The sequence below is a fragment of the Bacillus sp. EU52 genome (assembly GCF_037964975.1).
Classification (GTDB): Bacteria; Bacillota; Bacilli; order Bacillales; family Bacillaceae; genus Bacillus; species Bacillus subtilis.
Genome location: NZ_CP150177.1, coordinates 837244 through 860974 on the forward strand (window position 1 = coordinate 837244; position 23731 = coordinate 860974).

Genomic DNA, 23731 nt, shown 5'->3' on the forward strand with positions numbered 1-23731 from the left:
GTAAAACGAGACAAATGAATCAGTTTGAGACAAAACGAGACACACGTCTCAAACTGTCTCCAAGGTGAAGACGAGAAGACTGATTTTACGGGCTCAAAAGACTGGCACACTTCTTGCATTTTTAATGGTGAACCCTAAATAGAAGGAGGCGCACAAAATGGAATTGTTAAAACGAGAGGGCTTGTCATTAACTGAGGAAAAAGCGCTGTGGATGTACCAAAAGATGCTGGAGATCAGGGGCTTTGAAGACAAAGTGCATGACCTGTTCGCCCAGGGAGTGCTTCCCGGATTCGTTCATTTATATGCCGGTGAGGAAGCCGTGGCTGTAGGGGTGTGCGCTCATTTACATGATGGCGACAGCATTACAAGCACCCACAGGGGACATGGACATTGTATCGCCAAAGGCTGTGACCTGGACGGCATGATGGCGGAAATTTTCGGGAAAGCGACCGGATTGTGCAAAGGCAAGGGCGGTTCTATGCACATTGCGGATCTTGATAAAGGCATGTTAGGCGCAAATGGAATCGTCGGGGGCGGCTTTACGCTCGCATGCGGATCAGCGCTCACGGCTAAATATAAACAGACTAAAAATGTAAGCGTTTGCTTTTTCGGGGACGGGGCAAATAACCAAGGCACCTTCCACGAAGGGCTGAATTTAGCGGCTGTATGGAACCTTCCTGTCGTATTTGTTGCTGAAAACAACGGCTATGGCGAAGCTACCCCATTTGAGTACGCATCAGCCTGCGATTCAATCGCCGATCGGGCGGCTGCTTATAACATGCCGGGGGTGACAGTTGACGGCAAAGATATTTTAGCAGTTTACCAGGCAGCCGAGGAAGCGATAGAAAGAGCAAGAAACGGCGGCGGCCCGTCTTTGATTGAATGTATGACCTACAGAAACTACGGCCATTTCGAAGGAGATGCCCAAACCTATAAAACGAAGGATGAAAGAGTTGAGCACCTTGAAGAAAAAGATGCCATTCAAGGTTTTAAAAACTACCTTTTAAAAGAAACAGATGCTAATAAGCTGTCAGACATTGAACAGCGTGTCAGCGAATCGATTGAAAAAGCCGTCTCGTTCAGCGAAGACAGCCCATATCCAAAAGATTCGGAGCTGCTGACAGATGTGTACGTGTCATATGAAAAAGGAGGAATGTAAGAGATGGCGAGAGTCATAAGCATGTCAGACGCGATCAATGAAGCAATGAAGCTTGCGATGAGAAGAGACGAAAATGTGCTTTTGATCGGTGAGGATGTCGCCGGGGGAGCGGCGGTCGATCATTTGCAGGATGATGAAGCATGGGGCGGTGTATTAGGGGTCACAAAGGGACTCGTACAGGAATTCGGGCGTACAAGAGTGCTGGACACTCCGATTTCTGAGGCGGGCTATATGGGTGCGGCTATGGCTGCGGCATCAACCGGTTTGAGACCGATTGCCGAGCTGATGTTTAACGATTTTATCGGCACGTGCTTTGATCAGGTGATCAACCAAGGGGCGAAATTCCGTTATATGTTCGGCGGAAAAGCGCAAGTGCCGATTACCGTCCGCACCACATACGGAGCAGGGTTCCGGGCCGCTGCCCAGCATTCACAAGCGCTGTATGGCCTTTTCACGAGCATCCCTGGACTGAAGACGGTTGTTCCATCCAATCCGTATGATGCCAAAGGTCTTCTGCTTGCAGCAATAGAAGATAATGATCCGGTGTTCTTCTTTGAAGACAAAACGTCCTACAACATGAAGGGCGAGGTGCCGGAAGATTATTATACAATTCCGCTCGGAAAGGCGGACATCAAACGTGAAGGCAATGATGTCACGCTATTTGCAGTCGGCAAGCAGGTCAATACCGCGCTTGAAGCAGCTGCACAGCTTTCAGAGAGGGGCATCGAAGCTGAGGTGCTTGATCCCCGCAGTCTGTCTCCTCTGGATGAGGATGCGATTTTCACATCGTTAGAAAAAACAAACCGGCTGATCATCATTGATGAAGCCAATCCGCGATGCAGCATTGCCACGGATATTGCTGCGATTGTCGCTGACAAGGGCTTTGATTTGCTTGATGCGCCGATTAAACGGATTACAGCGCCGCATACACCGGTTCCGTTTTCACCAGTGCTTGAAGATCAATATTTGCCGACACCAGATAAAATTGTCAGCGTCACGCTTGAATTGCTTGGCGAGCCGGCAATGAATTAAAGGGGGGACACAAATGGCGGTAAAAGTAGTGATGCCAAAATTGGGAATGGCCATGAAACAAGGGGAAGTATCGATATGGAATAAAAAAGTAGGCGACCCGGTTGAAAAGGGAGAAAGCATTGCCAGCATTCAATCGGAGAAAATTGAAATGGAGATCGAAGCGCCTGAAAAAGGAACGCTGATCGATATCAAAGTGAAAGAGGGAGAAGAGGTTCCGCCCGGCACAGCTATCTGCTATATCGGGGACGCCAATGAGTCGGTGCAGGAAGAGGCGAGTGCGCCTGTTGCTGAAGACAATATGCCGCAAGCCGTTCAGCCCGTCAAACAAGAAAACAAACCCGCAGCCTCCAAAAAAGATCGAATGAAAATATCTCCAGTCGCCAGAAAAATAGCAGAAAAAGCAGGATTAGACCTAAAACAACTGAAAGGAACTGGACCAGGCGGACGAATCGTGAAGGATGACGTAACAAAGGCTCTTGCTGAACAGAAAAAAGATCAGGCAAAGCCTGGTTCGGAACAGAAAGCGCAGGAAATCCCGGTGACAGGCATGAGAAAGGTCATCGCTGCCCGAATGCAGGAAAGCCTGGCAAACAGCGCGCAGCTGACGATCACGATGAAGGCTGATATCACTAAGCTTGCCACTCTTCAAAAACAGCTTTCATCAACTGCGGAAGAGAGATACGGCACAAAACTGACGATCACTCATTTTGTCTCAAGAGCCGCCGTTCTCGCTCTGCAAGCTCACCCTGTGCTGAACAGCTTTTATCAAAATGAGCGCATCATCACACATCCCCATGTACACCTTGGTATGGCTGTAGCCTTGGAAAACGGCTTAGTGGTGCCTGTCATCCGCCATGCTGAAAAGCTATCGCTGATTGAACTGGCTCAATCAATCTCAGAAAATGCCAAAAAAGCACGCGAGGGACGTGCGGGAAGCGAAGAACTGCAAGGCTCTACCTTCTCCATTACAAACCTTGGCGCGTTTGGAGTTGAGCATTTCACACCGATACTAAATCCGCCGGAAACAGGCATTCTCGGCATCGGAGCAAGCTATGACACGCCGGTGTATCAAGGGGAGGAGATCGTCAGAAGCACGATCCTGCCGCTCAGCCTGACATTTGATCACAGAGCGTGTGACGGCGCCCCAGCCGCTGCATTCCTGAAGGCGATTAAAACATATTTGGAAGAACCCGCAGTATTAATTTTATAGGAAAAGCAGGTGAAAACGACATGACATTAGCCATTATCGGCGGCGGACCTGCAGGCTATGCGGCTGCGGTCTCCGCGGCACAGCAGGGCAGAAACGTGCTGCTCATTGACAAAGGCAAGCTTGGGGGGACCTGCCTGAATGAAGGCTGCATCCCGACAAAGTCTTTGTTAGAAAGCGCAAACGTTCTTGATAAAATCAAGCATGCCGACAGCTTTGGGATCGAACTTCCGGCAGGTGCGATATCAGTCGATTGGAGTAAAATGCAAAGCCGAAAACAACAGGTTGTCAGTCAGCTTGTCCAAGGCGTACAGTACCTAATGAAGAAAAATCAAATACAGGTTGTAAAGGGAACAGCCTCCTTTCTTTCTGAAAGAAAGCTCTTAATCGAAGGAGAAAACGGAAAAGAAATCAGAGAGGCGGACCAAGTATTGATTGCCTCCGGATCAGAGCCAATCGAGCTGCCTTTCGCTCCGTTTGACGGCGAATGGATCATCGACAGCAAAGACGCGCTTTCTCTTTCCGAGATTCCGTCTTCACTAGTCATTGTCGGCGGCGGTGTCATCGGGTGTGAGTATGCAGGGCTGTTCGCCAGATTGGGATCGAAGGTGACCATCATTGAAACAGCGGACCAGCTGATTCCGGCTGAAGATGAAGATATTGCCCGTCTCTTTCAGGAGAAACTTGAGGAAGACGGTGTCGAAGTGCATACTTCATCCAGATTAGAGCGGGTGGATCAAACGGCCAAAACGGCAATATGGAAAAGCGGTCAGCGAGAGTTTAAAACGAAGGCCGATTATGTGCTGGTGGCGATCGGCAGAAAACCCCGTCTTGACGGATTACAGCTGGAACAGGCCGGAGTTGATTTTTCTCCAAAGGGCATTCCGGTGAATGGGCACATGCAGACGAACGTGCCTCATATTTACGCGTGCGGAGATGCTATAGGGGGCATTCAGCTGGCGCATGCCGCTTTCCATGAGGGCATCATCGCTGCTTCTCATGCTTCCGGAAGGGATGTCAAAATCAATGAGAAACATGTGCCGCGCTGCATCTATACGTCCCCAGAAATCGCGTGTATCGGAATGACAGAACGACAGGCAAGAAGCATATACGGGGATGTGAAGATCGGCGAATTTTCATTTTCCGCAAACGGCAAGGCGCTCATTAAACAGCAAGCGGAAGGAAAGGTCAAAATCATGGCTGAACCGGAATTCGGCGAAATCGTGGGTGTCTCGATGATTGGCCCGGATGTAACCGAGCTCATCGGCCAAGCGGCAGCGATCATGAATGGTGAGATGACGGCAGATATGGCGGAGCATTTTATCGCCGCCCATCCGACTTTATCGGAAACATTGCATGAGGCGCTGTTAAGCACGATCGGCCTTGCGGTACATGCATAATAAAGGAAAAAGCAGGCGCATGGATATAAGGCGCCGGCTTTTTTATTGTTGAAAGCGCTTTATTTTTCCCCTACAATAGATGAAAACGGCGTGTAAGGGAGGAGCGATCAAGGAAATGAATTCGGTCCCAAACGATTTGCAAACCTGGAAACGTTTTGTGAAAGACGGTGTGCTTGACGAAGCCCGATTAAGAAAACGGATTGCAGAGTCATGGCATCGCTGCAAAAAAGCTGAGGTCAATCCTTATTTAGAAAAAGGCCCGAAGGTTTTACAGCAAACGGAGCTGGATCAGCAGTCAAAAAAACATTCATTCTTCTTGACGACCGCAAAGCCTTACCTCGAAAAACTGCTGCCTGCCATAAAAGAAATGGAAATGATGGCGCTGCTAATTGATGCAGACGGTGTTGTTCTGGCATTGGACGGCCATCCCCTCGCGCTCTATGAAGCCAAACGCATCAACTTTGTTGAAGGGGCATGCTGGACGGAAACGGCTGTCGGAACAAATGCGATTGGCACGGCGCTCCACATCAGCGAGCCGGTTGCGATACAAGGATCAGAGCATTACTCCATTGCTTCCCATCTTTGGAACTGTTCAGCCGCTCCGATTCACCATGAGGATGGCAGCCTTGCGGGTGTGATTGACATATCGTGTCCGGCGGCAGGCGCTCATCCTCATATGCTCGGTATTGCCACTGCGATCGCCTATGCAGCTGAACGGGAACTTGCAGCTAAAAGCCGTGAGAAAGAGCTCGAGCTGATCAGCCGTTTTGGAGAGAGGGCTGCATCCAGTGTGCCGATGGTGCTATGCAATAACAAGCAGCACATCATCAGTGCGAGCATACCGATTCGAACCTCAATGCCTGATTGGCAGGGCCGGCACCTGTATGAGTTGAAGGAACGGGGCTACTCAATCGAAAAAGCTGTCACCATAGGAGATGGCGGCACTTGTTTTTATCTTTCGGAACAAAAGAAAAAGAAGGTGTTCCGATTCAATGGAGTGATCGGGAAAAGCGGCCGATCGCAAGCGATGCTGATGAACCTTGAACGTGCAGCTGCGGCAGATGCAACGGTCTGTTTGTCGGGCGAAACTGGTACGGGAAAGGAAGTCGCGGCTCGCGCGCTTCATGAGAACAGTGAGAGACGTCACGGTCCGTTTGTTGCTGTCAATTGCGGAGCGATGCCGTCTGATTTGATTGAAAGCGAACTGTTCGGATATGCAGAGGGCGCTTTTACGGGAGCGAAACGAAATGGCTATAAGGGCGCCTTTCAAAAAGCGAATCAAGGCACATTATTTTTAGATGAAATCGGAGAAATTTCCCATTCGATGCAGGTTGCACTTTTACGGGTGCTTCAGGAACGCAAGATAACGCCAATCGGCGGGACGAAAGAAATTCCGGTTGATATCAGAGTTATTGCCGCCACACATTGTGATTTACGCGAGCTTGCCGAAAACGGAAAAATCAGAGAGGACTTGTTTTACCGTCTTCATGTCTATCCAATTGAACTCCCTCCATTACGCGATCGCACCGAGGATATCCCGGACCTCTTTGAGTACTACAAACAGAAGAATCATTGGCCCGGCGAACTTCCTTCTGATTTTTGTGGTGTGCTGAAGCAATGGAAGTGGCCGGGGAATATCCGTGAGCTGTTTAATGTGTTTGAACGTCTTTCTATCAGATTTCCGGACGGCCGGCTGAGGGATGAATCGCTTCCCGCTTTACTGGAAGCCGCTGGATTGCCGGCCAGCTCTGCAGAAAAAAAGCCGGCTGCTGCCGGCGTGCTTACTTTTCGTGAGCAAATCCAAAAGGATATGATGATCAAAGCGCTTGAATCTGCAAAAGGAAACGTCTCTCAAGCCGCAAAAATCAGCGGGATCCCCCGAAGCACTTTCTACAAACGCCTGAAAAAATTCAACTTGTCCGCTGAATCATAAAGCATACTTCCTTCAGGAAATGGAAACATTATGTATTGAAGGAGGGTGTTTACGATGAATATTCAAAGGGCGAAAGAAATTGTAGAATCTCCCGACATGAAAAAAGTAACATACAACGGCGTTCCTATATACATTCAGCACGTGAATGAAGAAAACGGAACAGCAAGAATTTATCCGCTTGACGAACCGCAGCAGGAGCATGAAGTGCAGCTGAACAGCTTAAAAGAGGATTAAACAAAAATGGCCCGCTTCATAAGCAGGCCATTTTGTTATCCGCGCGGCGCAAATAAAATAACACAGACACCGATGAGACAAATGAATGCGCCGATCCAGTCATACAGATCAGGTGTTTTCCGGTCAACAAGCCATCCCCACAGGACCGCAAGCACGATGAATACTCCGCCATAAGCGGCGTATACACGGCCGAAAGATGGGAAGGACTGAAACGTCGGAAGAATGCCGTATACAATGAGGATCAGCGCCCCGGCGATTCCGTAGCCGGCTGGCTTTGCCTCTCTCAGCCATAGCCAAACCAGATATCCGCCGCCAATTTCAGCAAGCCCTGCCGCGAGAAATAAAAGAATGGTAATCAGCATCATGAGCACTCCTCAATTTGCATTTATCTTTCATTATAGAGGAGGAGAGCTTTTAAAGCTTCGGATGATTCTCAAATTCCTTCAAATACGCTTTTCGCTGAACCTCTGTAAATTGGCTGATCCAATTGTTTTGAGCCTCTTCATTCAAATGGGGAAGGATATAGCGTTCAACCGCTTCGAAAAACAACGGATTCGCGATGATGTTCCAGGTCGGGATTCGAACGATTTTGCCGTCTGTTTTCTCGATGATAATATCCTCAAAAAAGATTCCTTTCAAACTGTATTGATGGCGTCCCATATAAAGCCGCTTCACCTCGGAAAACAGCACGCTGCGCTTTCTCGAGAAGATTTCGCCACTAGGTCCGGTCTTTATGGTGAAAATGACATTTCCACGGCTTGTGAACGCAGGAAAAGCCATAAAGAATGTGATCAATCCATAAATCATCGCCAGTAATCCGCCGCCCAAATAAAGCAGGGCATATTTAGATTCAAACGTGAGGGCTTCAGACACCAGCCAGACTCCCACAATAAAGGCGCCCCCTGTAGCGAGGAACAGCCATATTCTAAAAAACAGTCTGCTTTTGACCTTAATTACTTCATTGTTTTTCAATTGCTATTCTCCTTTATCGCTCTTTAGCAAAAAAGTATTCCTTTTATCACATCTTTATTTGCTGTTACGATAGAAAATTCATTTTGGGTAATACCTGTTACCAGCCAAGTATGATGGCTGCCAGGCAGAACGAAAGCCATGTCAGCCACTTCCGGGGAGTTGTCTTTGTCATAAACCAGCCGCATCAGCGTATTCATTTTTCCTTTTCGCAAAGCAAGATCATTTACAAAACGGTTAACGTCCTCTTGGTGATCATGCTTATCTAGAAACTCCTTGAGATGTGTGGGAGTGTCTGAAGCGCCCTCCAAAAGCAATTCAAATTCAGTTGATGTCAGAGAGATCAGTGATTCTTTGTGATCTTCTGCATCTATTATATTTAAAAACTCGGATGTTTTAGAGAGTAATCCATTAGTTGAATCCATTTTTTTGACTCTATGCACCTGTTCATCAAACAGCAATTCATGAGAGTAAGTGCCAAACTTTGAAACATGGCAGGATATATTCTGTTCTTTGCCTTGTTCATCAAATTTGGACAGCTTCACTGTATAGTCCGCGTCGTTTAACACATGGATAAACGGACAGTATTCGTCCTTTAGCCGATATTGATGATTCCGATATTCCGCCGCATCTTTGGCTAAGAGTGAGCGGCACGCGGCTTCAAATAAGGCGCCGAGCTGTTCATCTTCTATTTCGGGAAAATAGGCTTGTTTTAAGGCCATTCCCTGTTCAAAAAACCCTTCGCTGTAAAAACAAAACAAGAGTTCTTCTATGCTGATTGTAAACTGCTTCATTGTTTATTCTCCTATCCAAATGAAAATTTCCCTTTAAGGAAATGGGTTGCGCCGTGTATGAGCGAATCCGCTGTTTTCTTTGCTTTTTCTATTCCTTTTTTCGCACTGTCTATCCCTTTATGTATCGTTTTATTCGCCGCATCTATGCCGTCATTCACTGATTTGACGACTTTGCCGGCTGATTCCAGTCCTTTTTTGGCTGTATCAACGACAGCATGGATCGGTTCTTTAAGTTTTATCGCTGCTTTTTCAGCATAGACTGATGTGAATTTTGCGATTTTTTCCCCAACAAACCCTCCTACTGCCGAACCAATTGTGCCTCCGATTACTGTGCCGACAGGACCTAACACACTTCCTACGGCACCGCCCACAACAGCACCAGCTGTGGCACCGCCGGCAACAAAAATCGTATTATTCACAGCATTCCCGACGGCCTTGGCGTTTTCACGCTTGAGAACTTCGGGTTTGTCTTGGTATTTTGCATAATTTTCAGCAATTTTCACGCCTGCTCCGAATGTTTCGGTCGCACCGGTAATCAGTGTGGCGGTAATGGCATTTCCTTTCGCGAATCTCAAGCCCGTTTTTCCCACATCCTTCAAAGTGGAGCGTACGCCGGCTTCATTAAGAAATCCTTTTGTGTAGCTTCTGACGCTGTTTGAAAAATCCACCGTGTCCTGAGGGAAGTATTTTGTAAACTTTTTATGTACCAAATCTGAAAAAGGACGGTTTGTCTTTTTCAACAAATATTTAGGATTCAAAAGCACTCTTGCCGCTTTTTGATAACGTGAGCTGTCAACGGCCCTGGAAATATCCAAGAGCAGTTTTGAGTGCTGGGCTGTATGCAAGCCGCTTGGCTGTTTCACAAATTTCGTAAGCCCTAATCCGTAATATTTTCCCTGCGTCAGCATAAGGGCGGTTAAGCTTGTCATCGTACCGTATTTGTCGTAGGCATTGTAGAGCTTTCGCAAAATATCATCTTGTTCCACAAATTTATCGCCCGTTTTTCTGATGAAAATCTCGTTGTCACTCAGCTTAGTGACGAGCGCCTTTCCTGAGCTCCACGCATCACCCACTCCGGAAAAACAGCTGCTGTAGCGGGGATCGCACTGCAAAATCATCTGCCCCAGCTCCACATGCAGGTCCTTATATTTATTTTCCATATCAGTTAATTCAGTGACTACATCATTTGCAAGCTGTTCGAGCTTATCCGGATCAACTGCAATGTTTCCTGACACACCGTTCACCTCCCGAGTTTATGTCTTTCCTCTCTTGCTTTACGCTCCAGTTCTTCCATTCTGGCAATTTCAGCTTTTCGTTCTTCTATTTTGACAGCGGCAGCCTTCAGCTCTTGGCTTGTTTCAAGCAGCTCCTGTTCGAATTGATCGTAGGCGGCTTTCGTTTCCTCGAAATCCTGGTCAAACGAATCTCTTGCTTTGCCCTGCCAAGTATCTCCCAATGCAGATAACCGGGATTCAAGCAGCATTTTGGAGCTTCTGACCTCTTCTGCGGCCGCACTGTACTTGTTTGCCAGCTCAATGACTTTATATGAGTCCAACTTTTGTCCCCTGCCTTTTCTAAATTCACGCACAATTGGATGTTTTATATAAATGATTATAAATAATTCGGCATGTATCCGAATCGTACAAAAGAACCTTTTCATAAGAATTGGAAGGGCGTATATTCACTTAAAATTCACAGTTGGTGAGACTTTAAGATTACAAAAAAGGTAAAAAAAACAAATCCCTCAGACATAAGCCAAATGAGAAATTTCCCGCTCTATGGGAAAAAACACTAAAGTTGATCAAATGACCTAAGTGCGCCAAACGTGTTACGGGACGGGCTATCTCATGGTATAAATGGAATTGTAAACGTTATCAAGGAGGTCGTCATATGAAGAAAAAATCATTCTCAATCGTAATAGCGGGCGGAGGGAGCACTTTCACTCCAGGGATCGTACTCATGCTCTTGGACCATTTGGAGGAGTTTCCGATCAGAAAGCTGAAGCTGTATGATAATGATAAGGAGAGACAGGATCGAATTGCAGGCGCCTGTGACGTTTTTATCAGAGAAAAAGCGCCGGATATTGAATTTGCAGCGACGACTGACCCGGAAGAAGCTTTTACAGATGTCGATTTTGTTATGGCGCACATCAGAGTAGGGAAATACGCGATGCGTGCGCTTGATGAGCAAATTCCGTTAAAGTACGGAGTTGTCGGCCAGGAGACGTGCGGGCCGGGCGGGATCGCATACGGTATGCGTTCGATCGGCGGTGTGCTTGAAATATTAGATTACATGGAAAAATACTCGCCTGATGCGTGGATGCTCAATTATTCCAATCCGGCGGCAATTGTGGCTGAAGCTACGAGACGCCTTAGACCGAATTCTAAAATTCTCAATATCTGTGATATGCCGGTTGGGATCGAAGACCGGATGGCGCAAATTCTTGGCTTATCCTCAAGAAAAGAAATGAAGGTCCGCTATTACGGATTAAATCACTTCGGCTGGTGGACATCAATTCAGGATCAAGAGGGCAACGATTTAATGCCGAAGCTGAAGGAGCATGTATCTCAATACGGCTATATTCCGAAAACAGAGGCTGAAGCGGTGGAGGCGAGCTGGAATGACACATTCGCCAAAGCGCGTGACGTGCAGGCCGCAGATCCTGATACACTGCCGAATACGTATTTGCAATATTATTTGTTCCCGGATGATATGGTGAAAAAATCAAATCCGAATCATACGCGGGCAAATGAAGTGATGGAAGGGCGCGAAGCTTTTATTTTCAGCCAATGTGACATGATTACACGTGAGCAGTCCACAGAAAACAGCGAAATCAAAATCGATGACCACGCATCATATATCGTTGATCTTGCCCGGGCGATTGCCTACAACACAGGTGAAAGAATGCTGTTGATCGTTGAAAATAACGGCGCAATTGCGAACTTTGACCCGACTGCGATGGTCGAGGTTCCATGCATTGTCGGCTCAAATGGGCCTGAACCGATTACCGTCGGCACCATTCCGCAATTCCAAAAAGGGCTTATGGAGCAGCAGGTATCCGTTGAGAAGCTGACTGTTGAAGCGTGGGCGGAGAAATCGTTCCAAAAGCTGTGGCAGGCGCTAATTTTGTCAAAAACAGTGCCGAACGCGCGTGTGGCAAGACTCATTCTCGAGGATTTAATGGAGGCCAACAAAGACTTCTGGCCTGAGCTTGATCAAAGCCCGACCCGCATATCATAACTGAAATTCCCCCATTTTCGAATCTGTAATTGTATATAATAGAAAGAAAATGGGGGGATCTGATATGCAGCTCGAAGAACTGATCAATCAGCACTACAGCAAATTGAATGACAACGATTTTCATATTTTAAAATATATATTGAATCATAAGCACACATGCTATCACCTTGGAATCGACGCGCTGGCCAAAGCTTGCAGTGTATCGCGTTCCTCAATTTTACGGCTTGCCCAAAAGCTCGGTTTCAGCGGCTACAGTGAATTTCGCGTCTTTTTAAAGTGGGAAGATCAGCCGGAAGAAGGCGAGAATATGAGTTTTCAAAAGCTGCTTGATGATATTGAAGCAAATTTGAAGTTCTTACGGACAAAGGACATGACGGACATGTGCCAGCTAATTGATGAAGCGGACCGCATTTTCGTCTACGGTTCTGGAAATGCGCAAAAGATATGCGCTCGCGACCTGCAAAGAATGTTTATTCCGCGCCATCGCTATCTTATTTTAATTGAAGATACAAATGAATTTAATTTGATGCGCGATGATTTTAAAGTAAACGATCTGTTTATCATCATTTCTCTTTCCGGAGAAACACCGGAGCTGATTCCTCAGGCAAGAATGCTTTCTGCAAAGGGTATTCCCTTTATTTCCATTACGAATTTAAAAAACAATGTCCTCGCCCAGCTGACTCCGCATAATCTTTATGCGACAAGCAAACCTGTGACATTAAGCGATAAAACGGAAATTGTCGCTTTTGCACCGTTTTTTCTCGTTGGCGAAGCATTGTTCCGCGCATATGTTGATTACAAAGAGGCAGAAAAAAATGACAATGAGTAGCAGGGGGTTCTGGTATGATGCAAAAAATTCAGCGCTTTGGAAGCGCGATGTTTGTGCCTGTTTTATTATTCGCGTTCGCCGGCATTATCGTCGGTATCAGCACGCTCTTTAAAAATAAAACCCTCATGGGACCGCTCGCCGATCCTGACGGTTTTTGGTATCAGTGCTGGTATATCATTGAGCAGGGCGGCTGGACTGTCTTTAACCAAATGCCGCTCTTATTCGCCATTGGCATCCCGGTTGCTTTGGCGAAGAAAGCTCAGGCACGCGCTTGTTTGGAAGCGCTTACTGTCTACCTGACATTCAACTATTTTGTCAGCGCGATATTGACGGTATGGGGAGGAGCATTTGGCGTCGACATGAATCAAGAGGTCGGCGGAACGAGCGGATTAACGATGATTGCGGGCATAAAAACGCTCGATACCAACATTATCGGAGCCATCTTTATTTCTTCGATTGTCGTCTTTTTGCATAATCGCTATTTTGATAAAAAACTGCCCGATTTTCTCGGCATCTTTCAAGGCTCAACATATATCGTGATGATTTCCTTCTTTATTATGATCCCAATTGCCTTGGCTGTGTCTTATATTTGGCCGATGGTTCAATCGGGAATCGGCTCGCTTCAAAGCTTCCTGGTTGCTTCTGGGGCGGTGGGCGTTTGGATATACACGTTTTTGGAACGGATTTTAATTCCGACCGGCCTTCATCACTTTATTTACACGCCGTTTATTTATGGCCCGGCTGTAGCGGAAGGCGGGATCGTCACGTATTGGGCACAGCATCTCGGCGAATATTCGCAAAGCGCCAAACCGCTGAAGGAGCTCTTTCCGCAAGGCGGATTCGCGCTTCACGGCAACTCGAAAATCTTCGGTATTCCGGGTATCGCCCTGGCTTTTTATGTGACAGCCAAAAAGGAAAAGAAAAAACTCGTCGCAGGGCTGCTGATTCCTGTCACACTGACAGCGATTGTCGCCGGTATTACAGAGCCGATTGAGTTTACGTTCTTATTCATTTCACCTTTCTTATTTGCGGTTCACGCCGTGCTTGCCGCCACAATGTCGACAGTTATGTATATGGCCGGCGTCGTCGGAAATATGGGAGGCGGACTGATTGAGGCGGTGACCTTGAACTGGATTCCGCTCTTTGGCAGCCACGGTATGACATATGTGTATCAAATTTTGATCGGGCTCTCGTTTACAGCAATTTATTTTTTCGTCTTCAGATTTTTAATCCTCAAATTCAATATCGCTACACCAGGACGGGAAAAGGATGAACAGCAGGAAACAAAGCTATATTCGAAAAAGGAATACAGAGAACGAAAAAACAAGGATGAAACGGCCTCCGCTGCTGAAACGGCAGATGACACCGCTTTTCTGTATATTGAAGCGCTGGGCGGAAAAGGCAACATCACTGAAGTCACAAACTGCGCCACCCGCCTCAGAGTCAGTGTCAAGGACGAAACAAAGGTTGAACCCGACAGCGTATTCCGCGCGCTTGGCGCACACGGCGTCGTCAGGAACGGGAAGGCGTTTCAGGTGATTATCGGATTAAGCGTACCGCAGATGCGGGAGCGTGTGGAAAAAATATTGAATCAATAAAGACTGCCCTCCTTTTCGGGAGGGTTTTCGTTTGCCGTCAAAAAGACCGCCATAGTAAAGTAAAGAAAGAGACAATCGAGTAAAAAGGGGTTTGGAGGCTTTTACATGCAAAAGGCTTTGTCGTTTTTAAAACCATATTCATTGCTGGCGGGAATTGCTCTGATTCTTATGCTGACGGAGCTTGCAGTTGAACTGATGCAGCCTTTATTGATTGCAAAAATCATCGACGATGGGATATTGAAGCAAGATCTGCGGCATGTATGGATATGGGGCACGGTCATGATCGGGCTGACCGTGTTATCCTTTGCGGCGGGGATGCTGAATTCCTTTTATGCCGCCCATGTCAGCCAAAGCTTTTCCTATGATACGAGAAAAGGGCTTTTTCAAAAAATCCAGTCCTTCTCCTATTCCACATTTGGACAGTTTTCATCCTCTTCTTATATTACAAGGCTGACAAACGACGTCACACAGGTTCAAAATATGATTTTTATGAGTTTGCGGTTTATGCTGCGGGCTCCCTTAATGATTGCAGGCGGCATTGTGCTGTCGCTTGCCGTTAATGTGAAACTCGGCTTTTTTCTGCTTGTGACCATTCCGATCCTGATCTTGTTTTTGCTATGGGTATTAAGGAAAGGCGGGGCACTGTTCCGCTCAGTGCAGAAAAGGCTGGATGAAGTGAACACCATCATGCAGGAAAATTTAATCGCAATCAAGCTGATCAAAGCGCTGCTTCGCGGCAGCCACGAAGTCAAACGATTTATCAAAGCCAACACAAGGCTGATGGAAAAAACGGTTTCGGCCTTTCAGCTTGTGGAATTCACGATGCCTGTACTGATGCTTTTGATGAATCTCTGCATCCTTTTGATTTTGTGGGCGGGGTCCTACAGTATTACGAGCGGAAGCACTCAGGTTGGCGATGTTGTTGCGATAATTAACTACGCAACACGAATTACAGGCGCGCTTTCGATGTTTCCGTTTTTGATTATGATTTTCACCCGGGCGAAGGCTTCAGGGGATAGAATCGGTGAGGTGCTTGAAACAGAAGGCGACGAGCGGGAGGAAGGCACCATATCTGATCGTTTGTCAGGACGGATTGAGTTTCAGCATGTATCCTTTCGCTATCCTGAAATGGACAGAGAAGCGCTCAGGAATGTCTCATTTTCCGCAAAGCCAAGAGAAACGGTCGCGATTCTCGGTGCGACGGGCTCGGGCAAGTCCACGCTTTTTCAGCTCATTCCGCGGCTTTATCAGCCGGATTCAGGCCGCATTTACATAGATGAAAAGCCGGTTCAAGATATTCCGGCTGAAGGGCTGCGCAGGCAAATTGGATATGTACCGCAGGAAGTCCTCTTGTTTTCCGGCACAATCAAAGAAAACATCGCTTGGGGTAAAGAAAATGCTTCACTAGATGAAATAATGGATGCGGCCAAACATGCGCAAATTCATGAAACGATTTTGAAGCTCCCAAATGGATATGACACTGTTTTGGGGCAAAGAGGCGTCAACCTGTCCGGCGGCCAAAAGCAGCGGATTTCCATTGCGCGGGCGCTGATTCGAAAACCGGCTATCCTTCTTTTAGATGACAGCACAAGCGCGCTTGACCTGCAAACGGAGGCGAAGCTGCTTGAGGCAATCAGTACATACGAGTGCACAACATTGATCATTACGCAAAAAATGACCACGGCGATGAAAGCTGATCAGATTTTGCTGCTTGAGGACGGCGAACTGATTGAAAAAGGCACTCATAGTGAGCTGCTTTCTGCATCTCAGTTATACAAGCGCATTTACGAGTCACAATTCGGAAGGGAGGGGAGCGAGTCATGCTAAAAGACATCCGCAAGCCTTTCCAATATCCCAAACTGCCAATTGACAAAAAAGAAGGCGCGAAAAAGCGGGCGAAAGCAAAGGATACAAAGGGCACACTGAGACGAATCTGGTCTTACTTGGCTGAACGAAAAGGACTGCTCGTACTTGTCATGCTGATGGTTGTCATCAGCGCGATATTCGGGCTCCTTGGCCCCTTTGTGATCGGAAAGGCCATTGACCATTTTATCGTCGGGAAAACGGTCAGCGGCTTGATTCCCGTTTTGCTTCTTCTGCTCGCTATCTATATCATTCAGTCCCTGTCGCTTTGGTTTCAAAACTATTGGATGATTACGATCTCGCAGGGCACGGTTTTCAGAATGAGAAGCGAATTGTTCACCCATCTGCATGAGCTGCCGATTCCATTTTTTGATAAACAGCGGCACGGCGAGCTGATGAGCCGGGTGACGAATGACATCGAAAATGTCAGTTCTACCTTAAACACGTCAGTCATTCAAATTTTGTCAAGCGTGATCACCTTTGTCGGGACGATTGCGGTGATGCTGTACATGAGCCCGCTCCTTACATTGATTACGCTGACCATTATTCCGGTGATGGCAGCGAGCCTGAAATGGATCACCAACCGAACGGGAAAGCTGTTTAAAGAACAGCAGAAAAACCTTGGTGATCTGAATGGGTATATTGAGGAATCTGTTTCAGGCGCAAAGGTCATCAAAGCATATTCACGTGAGAAGCAGATTACTGCTGAATTCCTCGAAAAAAACGCTGCACTCAAGACGTCGGGCTTTTGGGCGCAGACGATTTCCGGGTTTATCCCGAAGGTCATGAACTCTTTGAATAACTTAAGCTTTACAATGATTGCGGCAATCGGCGGTTTGTTTGCGCTGAAAGGCTGGATCTCGATCGGCTCCATCGTCGTCTTTGCCGAGTATTCAAGACAATTTACACGCCCTTTAAACGATCTGGCCAACCAGTTTAATACGATGCTGTCCGCAATCGCCGGCGCTGAACGGGTGTTTGACGTGCTTGATGAAAAAGAAGAGCGCGAGGATGAAAAGAACGCCGTGCATCAGCCCATCCAAACAGGCAGCATTGAATTCCGGGATGTGTCCTTCGGTTACGATAAAGGGCAGCAGACACTGAAGCATTTACAGTTTACCGTGCCTGCCGGGCAGTCCATCGCGTTTGTCGGGCCGACGGGGGCGGGAAAGACAACCGTCACTAACCTTCTCGCCCGTTTTTACGAGCCTGACAAAGGAAAAATTTTAATCGATGGTACAGATATTAAAACTCTTACTAGAGCAAGCCTGAGAAAAAACATGGGGTTTGTTCTTCAGGATTCTTTCTTATTTCAGGGAACGATCAAAGAAAACATTCGCTACGGCAGGCTTGATGCTTCTGATCAGGAAGTCGAAGCCGCTGCAAAAACAGCGAATGCCCATAGTTTTATTGAAAGGCTGCCAAAAGGGTATGACACCGTGCTGACGCAAAACGGTTCGGGCATCAGTCAAGGACAGAAGCAGTTGATTTCTATAGCGAGGGCGGTGCTTGCTGATCCGGTTCTTCTCATTTTGGATGAAGCGACAAGCAACATTGATACCGTTACAGAAGTCAACATTCAAGAAGCGCTCGCCCGTTTAATGGAAGGAAGAACAAGCGTCATCATTGCCCACAGGCTGAACACCATTCAAAGAGCGGACCAGATTGTGGTGCTAAAAGACGGTGAAATGATTGAAAAAGGCAGCCATGACGAGCTGATTCGGCAAAAAGGATTTTACAGTGACTTATATGAAAGCCAATTTGAGAAATAGACCTTTGTCCTGCACAGAGGTCTTTTTTGTTACAGTTTTATAGTACTTTTATTTCATTTTCGTAAAATGTAACAAAATTACTTGACGTAAACAAGTTATGTATATATACTAGCTTACATTAAGTAAGTGATAACATTTATCAAGGAGGATAAAATGAATAAATCATTTGAAATTGGCACATTACTTTTAAGAGTTATTACAGGTATTATCTTTTTTGTTCACGGTTTATCAAAGTTTCAGGGAATGGAGGGCACCATCCAATTTTTCGGCAGCATAGGCCTTCCAAGCTTTATGGCGTATGTCATCGCAGCGATTGAACTCATTGGCGGAGTGCTTGTCTTCTTCGGATTGGCTACACGTATTGTCGGTGTACTGTTCGCTCTTACACTGATCGGCGCCATCATCACTGTTAAGCTGAAAGCGCCATTCATGGGCAATGCAGAATTTGATTACCTTCTGCTTTTGACATCCATTCACCTGGCGCTTACTGGAAGTCGATTCCTGGCGCTGGACCCATTTGTGTTTAAAGGAAAAAAGAACGAAAACGTTTCAGCATAAGAAAAGAGGCATGCAGCATGACCAGAATTCATGAGGATACACACATTGGCTATGCCAAACTCACAATTCGCAGTCTGGAGCGTTCGCTTCAGTTCTACTGTAACGTCATCGGTTTTCAAGTCTTAAAAAAGACGGATCGCCAAGCGGAATTAACGGCTGACGGGAAACGCGTACTGCTTATTCTTGAAGAAAATCCGAGCGCTGTCGTCTTGCCTGAACGGTCTGTGACAGGCCTTTATCACTTTGCGATTCTTCTTCCGGACAGGAAAGAACTTGGGATCGCGCTCGCCCGCCTGATTGAACACGGCATTGCTATCGGACATGGAGACCATGCTGTCAGCGAAGCGCTCTACCTGTCTGATCCTGACGGAAACGGCATTGAAATGTACGCTGACCGCCCCCGCAGCACGTGGCAGCGTGATCGGGAAGGAAACTATGTCATGACGACAACCGCTGTTGACATTGAGGGCCTTCTGGAAGAGGCAGGAGATGAGCGGAAAACATCGCTTCCGAACGATACAATCATCGGACACATTCATCTGCATGTCAGTGATTTGAAAGAAGCAAAGGCGTTTTATACAGATGTACTGGGCTTTGACATTGTCGGAAACTATGCGGGCATGTCCGCCCTCTTCGTTTCAGCCGGGGGGTACCACCATCATATCGGCTTAAACATTTGGGCGGGAAGAAATGCGCCGCCTAAACCGACAAATGCCAGCGGACTAGACTATTACACTGTTGTCCTGCCTCACCAAGAAGAGCTGGATTTAGTGGCAAACCGAGTCAAACATGCCGGGTATTCGATTGAAGAGACGGAAAACAGCTTTCGTGTGAAAGACCCTGTTTCCGGCGCCTATATTACATTTGTGATTTAACTGCAATCCCCTTGCCGAAATAACGGCAGAGGGATTTTTTATTTTCCAGAAACTCCTGTCAAAAATGCCCTGAGGCAGGTATGATAAGAAGGGAATTGGGTATCGGGAGTGATGAGCGTGAAAGCTCTTTTTTTTACGAGAATGTTCACCTTGATGGTGAGCTGTTTAATGTATCTGTCCATTGTGAAAGAGGATAACTGGTTTGGATATGTATTTATAGCAGCAGGTGCTGCCATGTATGCAGCCAATCATGTTTTGCTGACAAAAGAGACAAATGCCATCTGGTTCTGCCTGATTGATATTGCAATCGGCTTTTCGTTCGGATTTATCTTTCCCGGCACAGGTTTGTTCATTATTATGCTTTGTCCGGTTGCGGTCGCCTTTTTTCTGCGGGGGTTTCCTAAAAGAACAGCATGGTCTGTCTTATGTCTTTCCTCTATTTTATTTTTGACCGTCCTCATCCGTACATATGCGATGTTCGGCAATGAATTTGTCATTGATCATTTGACTAGCATGACATTCGTTGTCTTCTGCGGTGTCGTGGGCAAATTAATCCGCAAGCTGTTGGATGCGCAGGATACGGCAAAACAGCAGTTTCAGGAACTGACGGAGTCCCATCTGGCGCTGTCTGCTGCACATCAGGAGCTCCATTTATATGCGAAGCAGGTTGAAGAGCTGACTGCCATTTACGAGCGGAACAGAATGGCGCGGGAAATCCATGATACAGTGGGGCATAAAATGACGGCCCTTCTCGTCCAGCTGCAGCTTTTGCGTGAATGGCAAAAAAGAGACAGCCAAAAAGCGGATGAGACAGTAGGTGTCTGTGAAACACTTGCCCGTGAAGCGCTTGATGATGTCCGCTTATCAGTACGCACTCTGCAAACTGAAAACGATCCTTCGCTAATCGAATCGCTGAAACAGCTGACAGAGGACTTTTGCAAAAATGCAGGGGTCACAACAGAATTTGCGGTCAGCGGCGATCCTGCAATCATTCCGCTGTCTCTTCATCCGACCCTGATCAGAACGGTGCAGGAAGCGCTGACCAATGCCAAACGGCACGGCGGCGCCGCAGCTTGTTCGATACAGCTTGCCTGCACAACGGACAGCATCAGCCTTGTCATTAAGGATGACGGAAAAGGCAATCCCGAAGCGGCACTTGGCTTTGGCCTCTTGAATATGAAAAAGCGGGCAGCGGAGCATGGCGGAACGATCCGCTTTGAAAGCGAACAGGATCAAGGATTTACTGTGAATGCAGAATTTTCACTTGCCAATAAAAAATGGAGCTTCAGGCCCGTGCAGCAAAAGGAGAGTTTATCATGATTAAGATCATCATTACCGACGATCAGGATATCGTCAGAGAAGGGCTGGCATCCCTGCTCCAGCTCCGAGAAGAGCTCGATGTGATCGCAACGGCGCGAAACGGACAGGAAGCATTCGAAAAGGCGAAAGAGCTGGAGCCGGATATCGTATTAATGGACATCCGCATGCCGGTTTCCAACGGGGTGGAGGGAACAAAATTAATCACAAGCTCATTGCCCGGCGTAAAGGTTTTGATGCTGACAACCTTTAAGGATTCAGCGCTGATTGCTGAAGCGCTTGAAGAAGGAGCAAGCGGGTACCTGCTGAAGGATATGTCGGCAGATACGATTGTAAAAGCGGTGATGACTGTTCATTCTGGCGGAATGGTGCTTCCGCCGGAATTGACTGCCCAAATGCTGAATGAATGGAAGCGTGAAAAACAGCTGAAAGGAATAAAAGAGATAGAAAAACCTAACGAGCTGCTCGACCTGACCGAGCGCGAAATCGAAGTTCTGGCTGAGCTGGGGTACGGGCTCAATAACAAAGAAATTGCCGAAAAGCTTTACATTACAGAAGGCACAGTCAAAAACCACGTTTCAAATATTATCAGCAAGCTGGCTGTCAGGGACAGAACCCAAGCCGCCATTTACTCGGTCAGATATGGTATATCTGTCTTTTGACATATGACGTTTTGCATATATGCTTCTCTGAAAAGGCCTTTTACAGGCCTTTTTTTCATGCCCTATGTTCTATCTGCCGCTACATGCCGCACGCCTTTCTTTCTTCTACAATGGCAATGGATCAAAAAAGGAGTGAGACGACGTGCTGCAAGCAGAAAACATCAAAAAGGCATATGGAAAAAAAACAATCGTGAAAGGTATTTCTTTTTCCCTCCAAAAGGGGGAGTCGTTCGGTCTGCTCGGGCCAAACGGTGCGGGGAAGTCCACAACCATTTCGATGATTTCCGGCCTTGTGCCGCATGACAGCGGGAACATCACGGTGGGCGGCTATGTCATCGGAAAAGAAACGGCCAAAGCGAAACAAAAAATCGGCATTGTTCCGCAGGAAATTGCATTATATCCGACGCTGACGGCTCATGAGAATCTTATGTTTTGGGGGAAAATGTACGGACTTACGCACGGCGAGGCCAAAAAAAGATCGGCTGAGGTCCTTGAATATGTCGGTCTGACTGAGCGGGCTAAAGATAAGATTGAAACGTTCTCCGGGGGGATGAAACGAAGAATCAACATCGGTGCGGCTTTAATGCATAAGCCCGAGCTGCTGATTATGGATGAACCGACTGTCGGTATTGACCCTCAATCGAGAAATCACATTTTAGAAACGGTCAAACAGCTCAACGAAACGGGCATGACGGTGATCTATACGAGTCATTACATGGAAGAGGTTGAGTTTTTATGCGATCGGATCGGAATTATTGATCAGGGGGAAATGATTGCGATTGGCACAAAAACTGATTTGTGCAGCCGCCTTGGAGGCGATACCATCATTCAGCTCACAGTCAGCGGGATCGATGAAGCGTTTCTTTTGGCGATCCGTTCCCTGGCTCATGTGAATGATGTAACAGTCCAGGAGTCAGAGCTCAAAATCGACATTTCTGCGGCTCATCATGAGAAAGTCGTCACCAGTCTGCTTGCTGAAGCCGCTGCTCATCATATAAACCTGCTGTCTCTTCAGGTGCAGGAACCGAATCTGGAGCGCCTGTTTTTGAATCTGACCGGCCGCACGTTGCGGGATTAGGAGGGGCGGCAATGAAAAAAAGCATATGGATCGCATGGAAAGATGTCAAAATCAGAATCACGGACAGAAAAGGGTTTATGATGCTTATCCTAATGCCGCTGATCCTAACGTGTATTTTAGGGGCGGCGCTCGGATCAGTTGTTGACGGAGGCAACCGGATTGATGACATCAAAGTCGGCTACATTCAATCAGACCAGTCAGATGCAGCGAACATGTTTACAAAAGATGTTCTCAAAAAAATGAAGTCGATAAAGGCCACAAAAGCCGGCAGCGAAGACAAGATGAAGAAGCTGATTGATGAAAAGAAAATCGATGTAGGCATCGTCATCCCGAACCATTGGGAAGCCGGCAAAACCTCAGCTGTTGTTTATGCCGCACCTGATCAAACATTGAAAAGTTCCATCATCGAAACAGCTGCCAGCTCTTTTATAGAGCAATATAAAGCGGTAAAGGAAGCCGCGTCAGCCTCAATGGACTACATCAGCAAAACGGAAGCTGTACAGCAAGGAAAACTTGACCCTGCACAGTTTGCAGAAAAGCTGGCAAAGACGCTAGAAAAAGAAACAGGTGACAAGCTGACTATTGCAGAAAAATCTGTCGGCAGCAAGGCCGTTACCAGCTTTCAATACTATTCGGCGGCAATGCTTTGCATGTTTATGCTGTTTCATATGACAGTCGGGGCGAAATCGTTTTTACAGGAAAAGGATACGGAGACGCTTGCCAGAATGCTGATGACGCCTGCGCAAAAATCCGTCATTCTCTTCGGAAAATGGCTTGGGACGTATCTGTTTGCTATCATACAATTTTTCATATTTCTGATCGTCACAATCAATGTATTTGGTGTGGACTGGGGCGGTAATCTGCTGTTTGTGAGTGTACTCGGGCTTTCTTACGCCGCAGCTGTATCTGGTATTTCAATGCTGCTTGCGTCGTGCATCAGCGATATGAAATCTGCAGACTCGATAGGCGGCTTCGGCATTCAATTGCTTGCGGTTCTCGGCGGGTCCATGCTGCCGCTGTACCAATTTCCGGACGTCTTGCAGTCTGTATCCAAAGCGGTGCCAAATCGCTGGGCGCTTGACGGCTTTCTTTCTTTAATGGAAGGGGGAGGCTGGGCTGACCTTCAAAAGCCTGTGCTTCTTTTTGCGGCGATCGGCTTTTGTTCACTTGTAATTGGTATCAGACGGCTTCATACAAGATAAGGAGGTACA

The 23731-nt window shown here is 47.1% G+C and carries 22 protein-coding genes; 17 read left to right on the forward strand and 5 right to left on the reverse strand.

What is annotated here, in order from left to right; translation table 11 throughout:
* Positions 1–157: 157 nt before the first annotated feature.
* The 6 genes from acoA (at position 158) to NSU05_RS04290 (ending at position 6965) form a co-directional block, all read left to right on the forward strand.
* Positions 158–1159, forward strand: coding sequence for an acetoin:2,6-dichlorophenolindophenol oxidoreductase subunit alpha (gene acoA / locus NSU05_RS04265; protein ID WP_015252546.1), 1002 nt, complete (start codon positions 158–160; stop codon positions 1157–1159).
* A 3-nt stretch (positions 1160–1162) separates the two neighbouring features.
* The gene (gene acoB, locus NSU05_RS04270) at positions 1163–2191 is read left to right on the forward strand and encodes an acetoin:2,6-dichlorophenolindophenol oxidoreductase subunit beta (protein ID WP_024572068.1); all 1029 of its coding nucleotides are present in this window, start codon (positions 1163–1165) and stop codon (positions 2189–2191) included.
* 13 nt (positions 2192–2204) lie between these two features.
* Entirely contained in the window at positions 2205–3401 is a 1197-nt protein-coding gene (gene acoC, locus NSU05_RS04275; RefSeq protein ID WP_038428624.1) for an acetoin dehydrogenase complex dihydrolipoyllysine-residue acetyltransferase, read from the forward strand.
* Positions 3402–3421: 20 nt separating this feature from the next.
* On the forward strand, positions 3422–4798 hold the full coding sequence (gene acoL, locus NSU05_RS04280; protein WP_029317474.1) for an acetoin dehydrogenase complex dihydrolipoyl dehydrogenase: 1377 nt from the start codon (positions 3422–3424) through the stop codon (positions 4796–4798).
* Positions 4799–4913: 115 nt separating this feature from the next.
* The gene (gene acoR / locus NSU05_RS04285) at positions 4914–6731 is read left to right on the forward strand and encodes an acetoin dehydrogenase operon transcriptional activator AcoR (RefSeq protein ID WP_038428627.1); all 1818 of its coding nucleotides are present in this window, start codon (positions 4914–4916) and stop codon (positions 6729–6731) included.
* Between the two features lie 54 nt (positions 6732–6785).
* A complete protein-coding gene (locus tag NSU05_RS04290) occupies positions 6786–6965 on the forward strand; it encodes a small acid-soluble spore protein H (protein WP_003233621.1) in 180 nt (59 codons plus the stop codon).
* A 35-nt stretch (positions 6966–7000) separates the two neighbouring features.
* On the opposite strand, the gene NSU05_RS04295 is transcribed toward NSU05_RS04290, so the two are convergent.
* Genes NSU05_RS04295 through NSU05_RS04315 form a run of 5 tightly spaced genes read right to left on the reverse strand, consistent with a single transcriptional unit; the run spans position 7001 to position 10283 of the window.
* On the reverse strand, positions 7001–7330 hold the full coding sequence (locus tag NSU05_RS04295) for a YnfA family protein (protein ID WP_010886445.1): 330 nt from the start codon (positions 7328–7330) through the stop codon (positions 7001–7003).
* Positions 7331–7379: 49 nt separating this feature from the next.
* A complete protein-coding gene (locus NSU05_RS04300; protein ID WP_015715517.1) occupies positions 7380–7937 on the reverse strand; it encodes a YfjD family protein in 558 nt (185 codons plus the stop codon).
* Between the two features lie 23 nt (positions 7938–7960).
* Positions 7961–8728, reverse strand: a complete 768-nt coding sequence (locus NSU05_RS04305; RefSeq protein ID WP_038428629.1) for a hypothetical protein — start codon at positions 8726–8728, stop codon at positions 7961–7963.
* 11 nt (positions 8729–8739) lie between these two features.
* Positions 8740–9963: a hypothetical protein gene (locus tag NSU05_RS04310; protein WP_015715519.1), complete on the reverse strand. Its 1224-nt coding sequence runs from the start codon at positions 9961–9963 to the stop codon at positions 8740–8742.
* Positions 9964–9968: 5 nt separating this feature from the next.
* Positions 9969–10283 carry a WXG100 family type VII secretion target gene (locus tag NSU05_RS04315; protein ID WP_038428630.1) on the reverse strand — a complete coding sequence of 105 codons (315 nt, stop codon included), beginning with the start codon at positions 10281–10283 and terminating at the stop codon, positions 9969–9971.
* Between the two features lie 335 nt (positions 10284–10618).
* Between NSU05_RS04315 and glvA the strand changes: the two genes are divergently transcribed.
* The 11 genes from glvA (at position 10619) to lnrM (ending at position 23722) form a co-directional block, all read left to right on the forward strand.
* Entirely contained in the window at positions 10619–11968 is a 1350-nt protein-coding gene (glvA, locus tag NSU05_RS04320) for a maltose-6'-phosphate glucosidase (RefSeq protein WP_014476180.1), read from the forward strand.
* 64 nt (positions 11969–12032) lie between these two features.
* On the forward strand, positions 12033–12797 hold the full coding sequence (gene glvR / locus NSU05_RS04325; protein ID WP_038428631.1) for a MurR/RpiR family transcriptional regulator GlvR: 765 nt from the start codon (positions 12033–12035) through the stop codon (positions 12795–12797).
* Positions 12798–12811: 14 nt separating this feature from the next.
* The gene (gene malP / locus NSU05_RS04330) at positions 12812–14395 is read left to right on the forward strand and encodes a PTS maltose transporter subunit IIBC (protein WP_038428632.1); all 1584 of its coding nucleotides are present in this window, start codon (positions 12812–12814) and stop codon (positions 14393–14395) included.
* 105 nt (positions 14396–14500) lie between these two features.
* The gene (locus tag NSU05_RS04335; protein WP_038428633.1) at positions 14501–16222 is read left to right on the forward strand and encodes an ABC transporter ATP-binding protein; all 1722 of its coding nucleotides are present in this window, start codon (positions 14501–14503) and stop codon (positions 16220–16222) included.
* Complete coding sequence (locus tag NSU05_RS04340; RefSeq protein WP_038428634.1) at positions 16216–18030, forward strand: ABC transporter ATP-binding protein; 1815 nt, start codon at positions 16216–16218, stop codon at positions 18028–18030. The genes NSU05_RS04335 and NSU05_RS04340 overlap by 7 nt, the downstream gene beginning before the upstream one ends.
* Before the next feature lie 153 nt (positions 18031–18183).
* The gene (catD, locus tag NSU05_RS04345; RefSeq protein ID WP_015252533.1) at positions 18184–18588 is read left to right on the forward strand and encodes a DoxX family oxidoreductase CatD; all 405 of its coding nucleotides are present in this window, start codon (positions 18184–18186) and stop codon (positions 18586–18588) included.
* 17 nt (positions 18589–18605) lie between these two features.
* A complete protein-coding gene (catE, locus tag NSU05_RS04350; protein WP_038428635.1) occupies positions 18606–19463 on the forward strand; it encodes a catechol 2,3-dioxygenase in 858 nt (285 codons plus the stop codon).
* Positions 19464–19580: 117 nt separating this feature from the next.
* Entirely contained in the window at positions 19581–20783 is a 1203-nt protein-coding gene (gene lnrJ / locus NSU05_RS04355) for a two-component system sensor histidine kinase LnrJ (RefSeq protein ID WP_017696465.1), read from the forward strand.
* A complete protein-coding gene (gene lnrK, locus NSU05_RS04360; protein WP_038428636.1) occupies positions 20780–21442 on the forward strand; it encodes a two-component system response regulator LnrK in 663 nt (220 codons plus the stop codon). The genes lnrJ and lnrK overlap by 4 nt, the downstream gene beginning before the upstream one ends.
* 142 nt (positions 21443–21584) lie before the next feature.
* Complete coding sequence (gene lnrL / locus NSU05_RS04365) at positions 21585–22520, forward strand: linearmycin resistance ATP-binding protein LnrL (protein WP_024572985.1); 936 nt, start codon at positions 21585–21587, stop codon at positions 22518–22520.
* A gap of 11 nt (positions 22521–22531) precedes the next feature.
* Positions 22532–23722 carry a linearmycin resistance permease LnrM gene (gene lnrM, locus NSU05_RS04370; protein ID WP_038428637.1) on the forward strand — a complete coding sequence of 397 codons (1191 nt, stop codon included), beginning with the start codon at positions 22532–22534 and terminating at the stop codon, positions 23720–23722.
* The last annotated feature ends 9 nt before the right edge of the window (positions 23723–23731 follow it).

Excerpts from the sequence above, each read along its gene's own strand:
- acoA (WP_015252546.1), top strand. The coding sequence starts at position 158 with ATGGAATTGTTAAAACGAGAGGGCTTGTCATTAACTGAGGAAAAAGCG.
- acoB (WP_024572068.1), top strand. The coding sequence starts at position 1,163 with ATGGCGAGAGTCATAAGCATGTCAGACGCGATCAATGAAGCAATGAAG.
- acoC (WP_038428624.1), top strand. The coding sequence starts at position 2,205 with ATGGCGGTAAAAGTAGTGATGCCAAAATTGGGAATGGCCATGAAACAA.
- acoL (WP_029317474.1), top strand. The coding sequence starts at position 3,422 with ATGACATTAGCCATTATCGGCGGCGGACCTGCAGGCTATGCGGCTGCG.
- acoR (WP_038428627.1), top strand. The coding sequence starts at position 4,914 with ATGAATTCGGTCCCAAACGATTTGCAAACCTGGAAACGTTTTGTGAAA.
- NSU05_RS04290 (WP_003233621.1), top strand. The coding sequence starts at position 6,786 with ATGAATATTCAAAGGGCGAAAGAAATTGTAGAATCTCCCGACATGAAA.
- NSU05_RS04295 (WP_010886445.1), bottom strand. The coding sequence starts at position 7,330 with ATGATGCTGATTACCATTCTTTTATTTCTCGCGGCAGGGCTTGCTGAA.
- NSU05_RS04305 (WP_038428629.1), bottom strand. The coding sequence starts at position 8,728 with ATGAAGCAGTTTACAATCAGCATAGAAGAACTCTTGTTTTGTTTTTAC.
- glvA (WP_014476180.1), top strand. The coding sequence starts at position 10,619 with ATGAAGAAAAAATCATTCTCAATCGTAATAGCGGGCGGAGGGAGCACT.
- glvR (WP_038428631.1), top strand. The coding sequence starts at position 12,033 with ATGCAGCTCGAAGAACTGATCAATCAGCACTACAGCAAATTGAATGAC.
- malP (WP_038428632.1), top strand. The coding sequence starts at position 12,812 with ATGATGCAAAAAATTCAGCGCTTTGGAAGCGCGATGTTTGTGCCTGTT.
- NSU05_RS04335 (WP_038428633.1), top strand. The coding sequence starts at position 14,501 with ATGCAAAAGGCTTTGTCGTTTTTAAAACCATATTCATTGCTGGCGGGA.
- NSU05_RS04340 (WP_038428634.1), top strand. The coding sequence starts at position 16,216 with ATGCTAAAAGACATCCGCAAGCCTTTCCAATATCCCAAACTGCCAATT.
- catD (WP_015252533.1), top strand. The coding sequence starts at position 18,184 with ATGAATAAATCATTTGAAATTGGCACATTACTTTTAAGAGTTATTACA.
- catE (WP_038428635.1), top strand. The coding sequence starts at position 18,606 with ATGACCAGAATTCATGAGGATACACACATTGGCTATGCCAAACTCACA.
- lnrK (WP_038428636.1), top strand. The coding sequence starts at position 20,780 with ATGATTAAGATCATCATTACCGACGATCAGGATATCGTCAGAGAAGGG.
- lnrM (WP_038428637.1), top strand. The coding sequence starts at position 22,532 with ATGAAAAAAAGCATATGGATCGCATGGAAAGATGTCAAAATCAGAATC.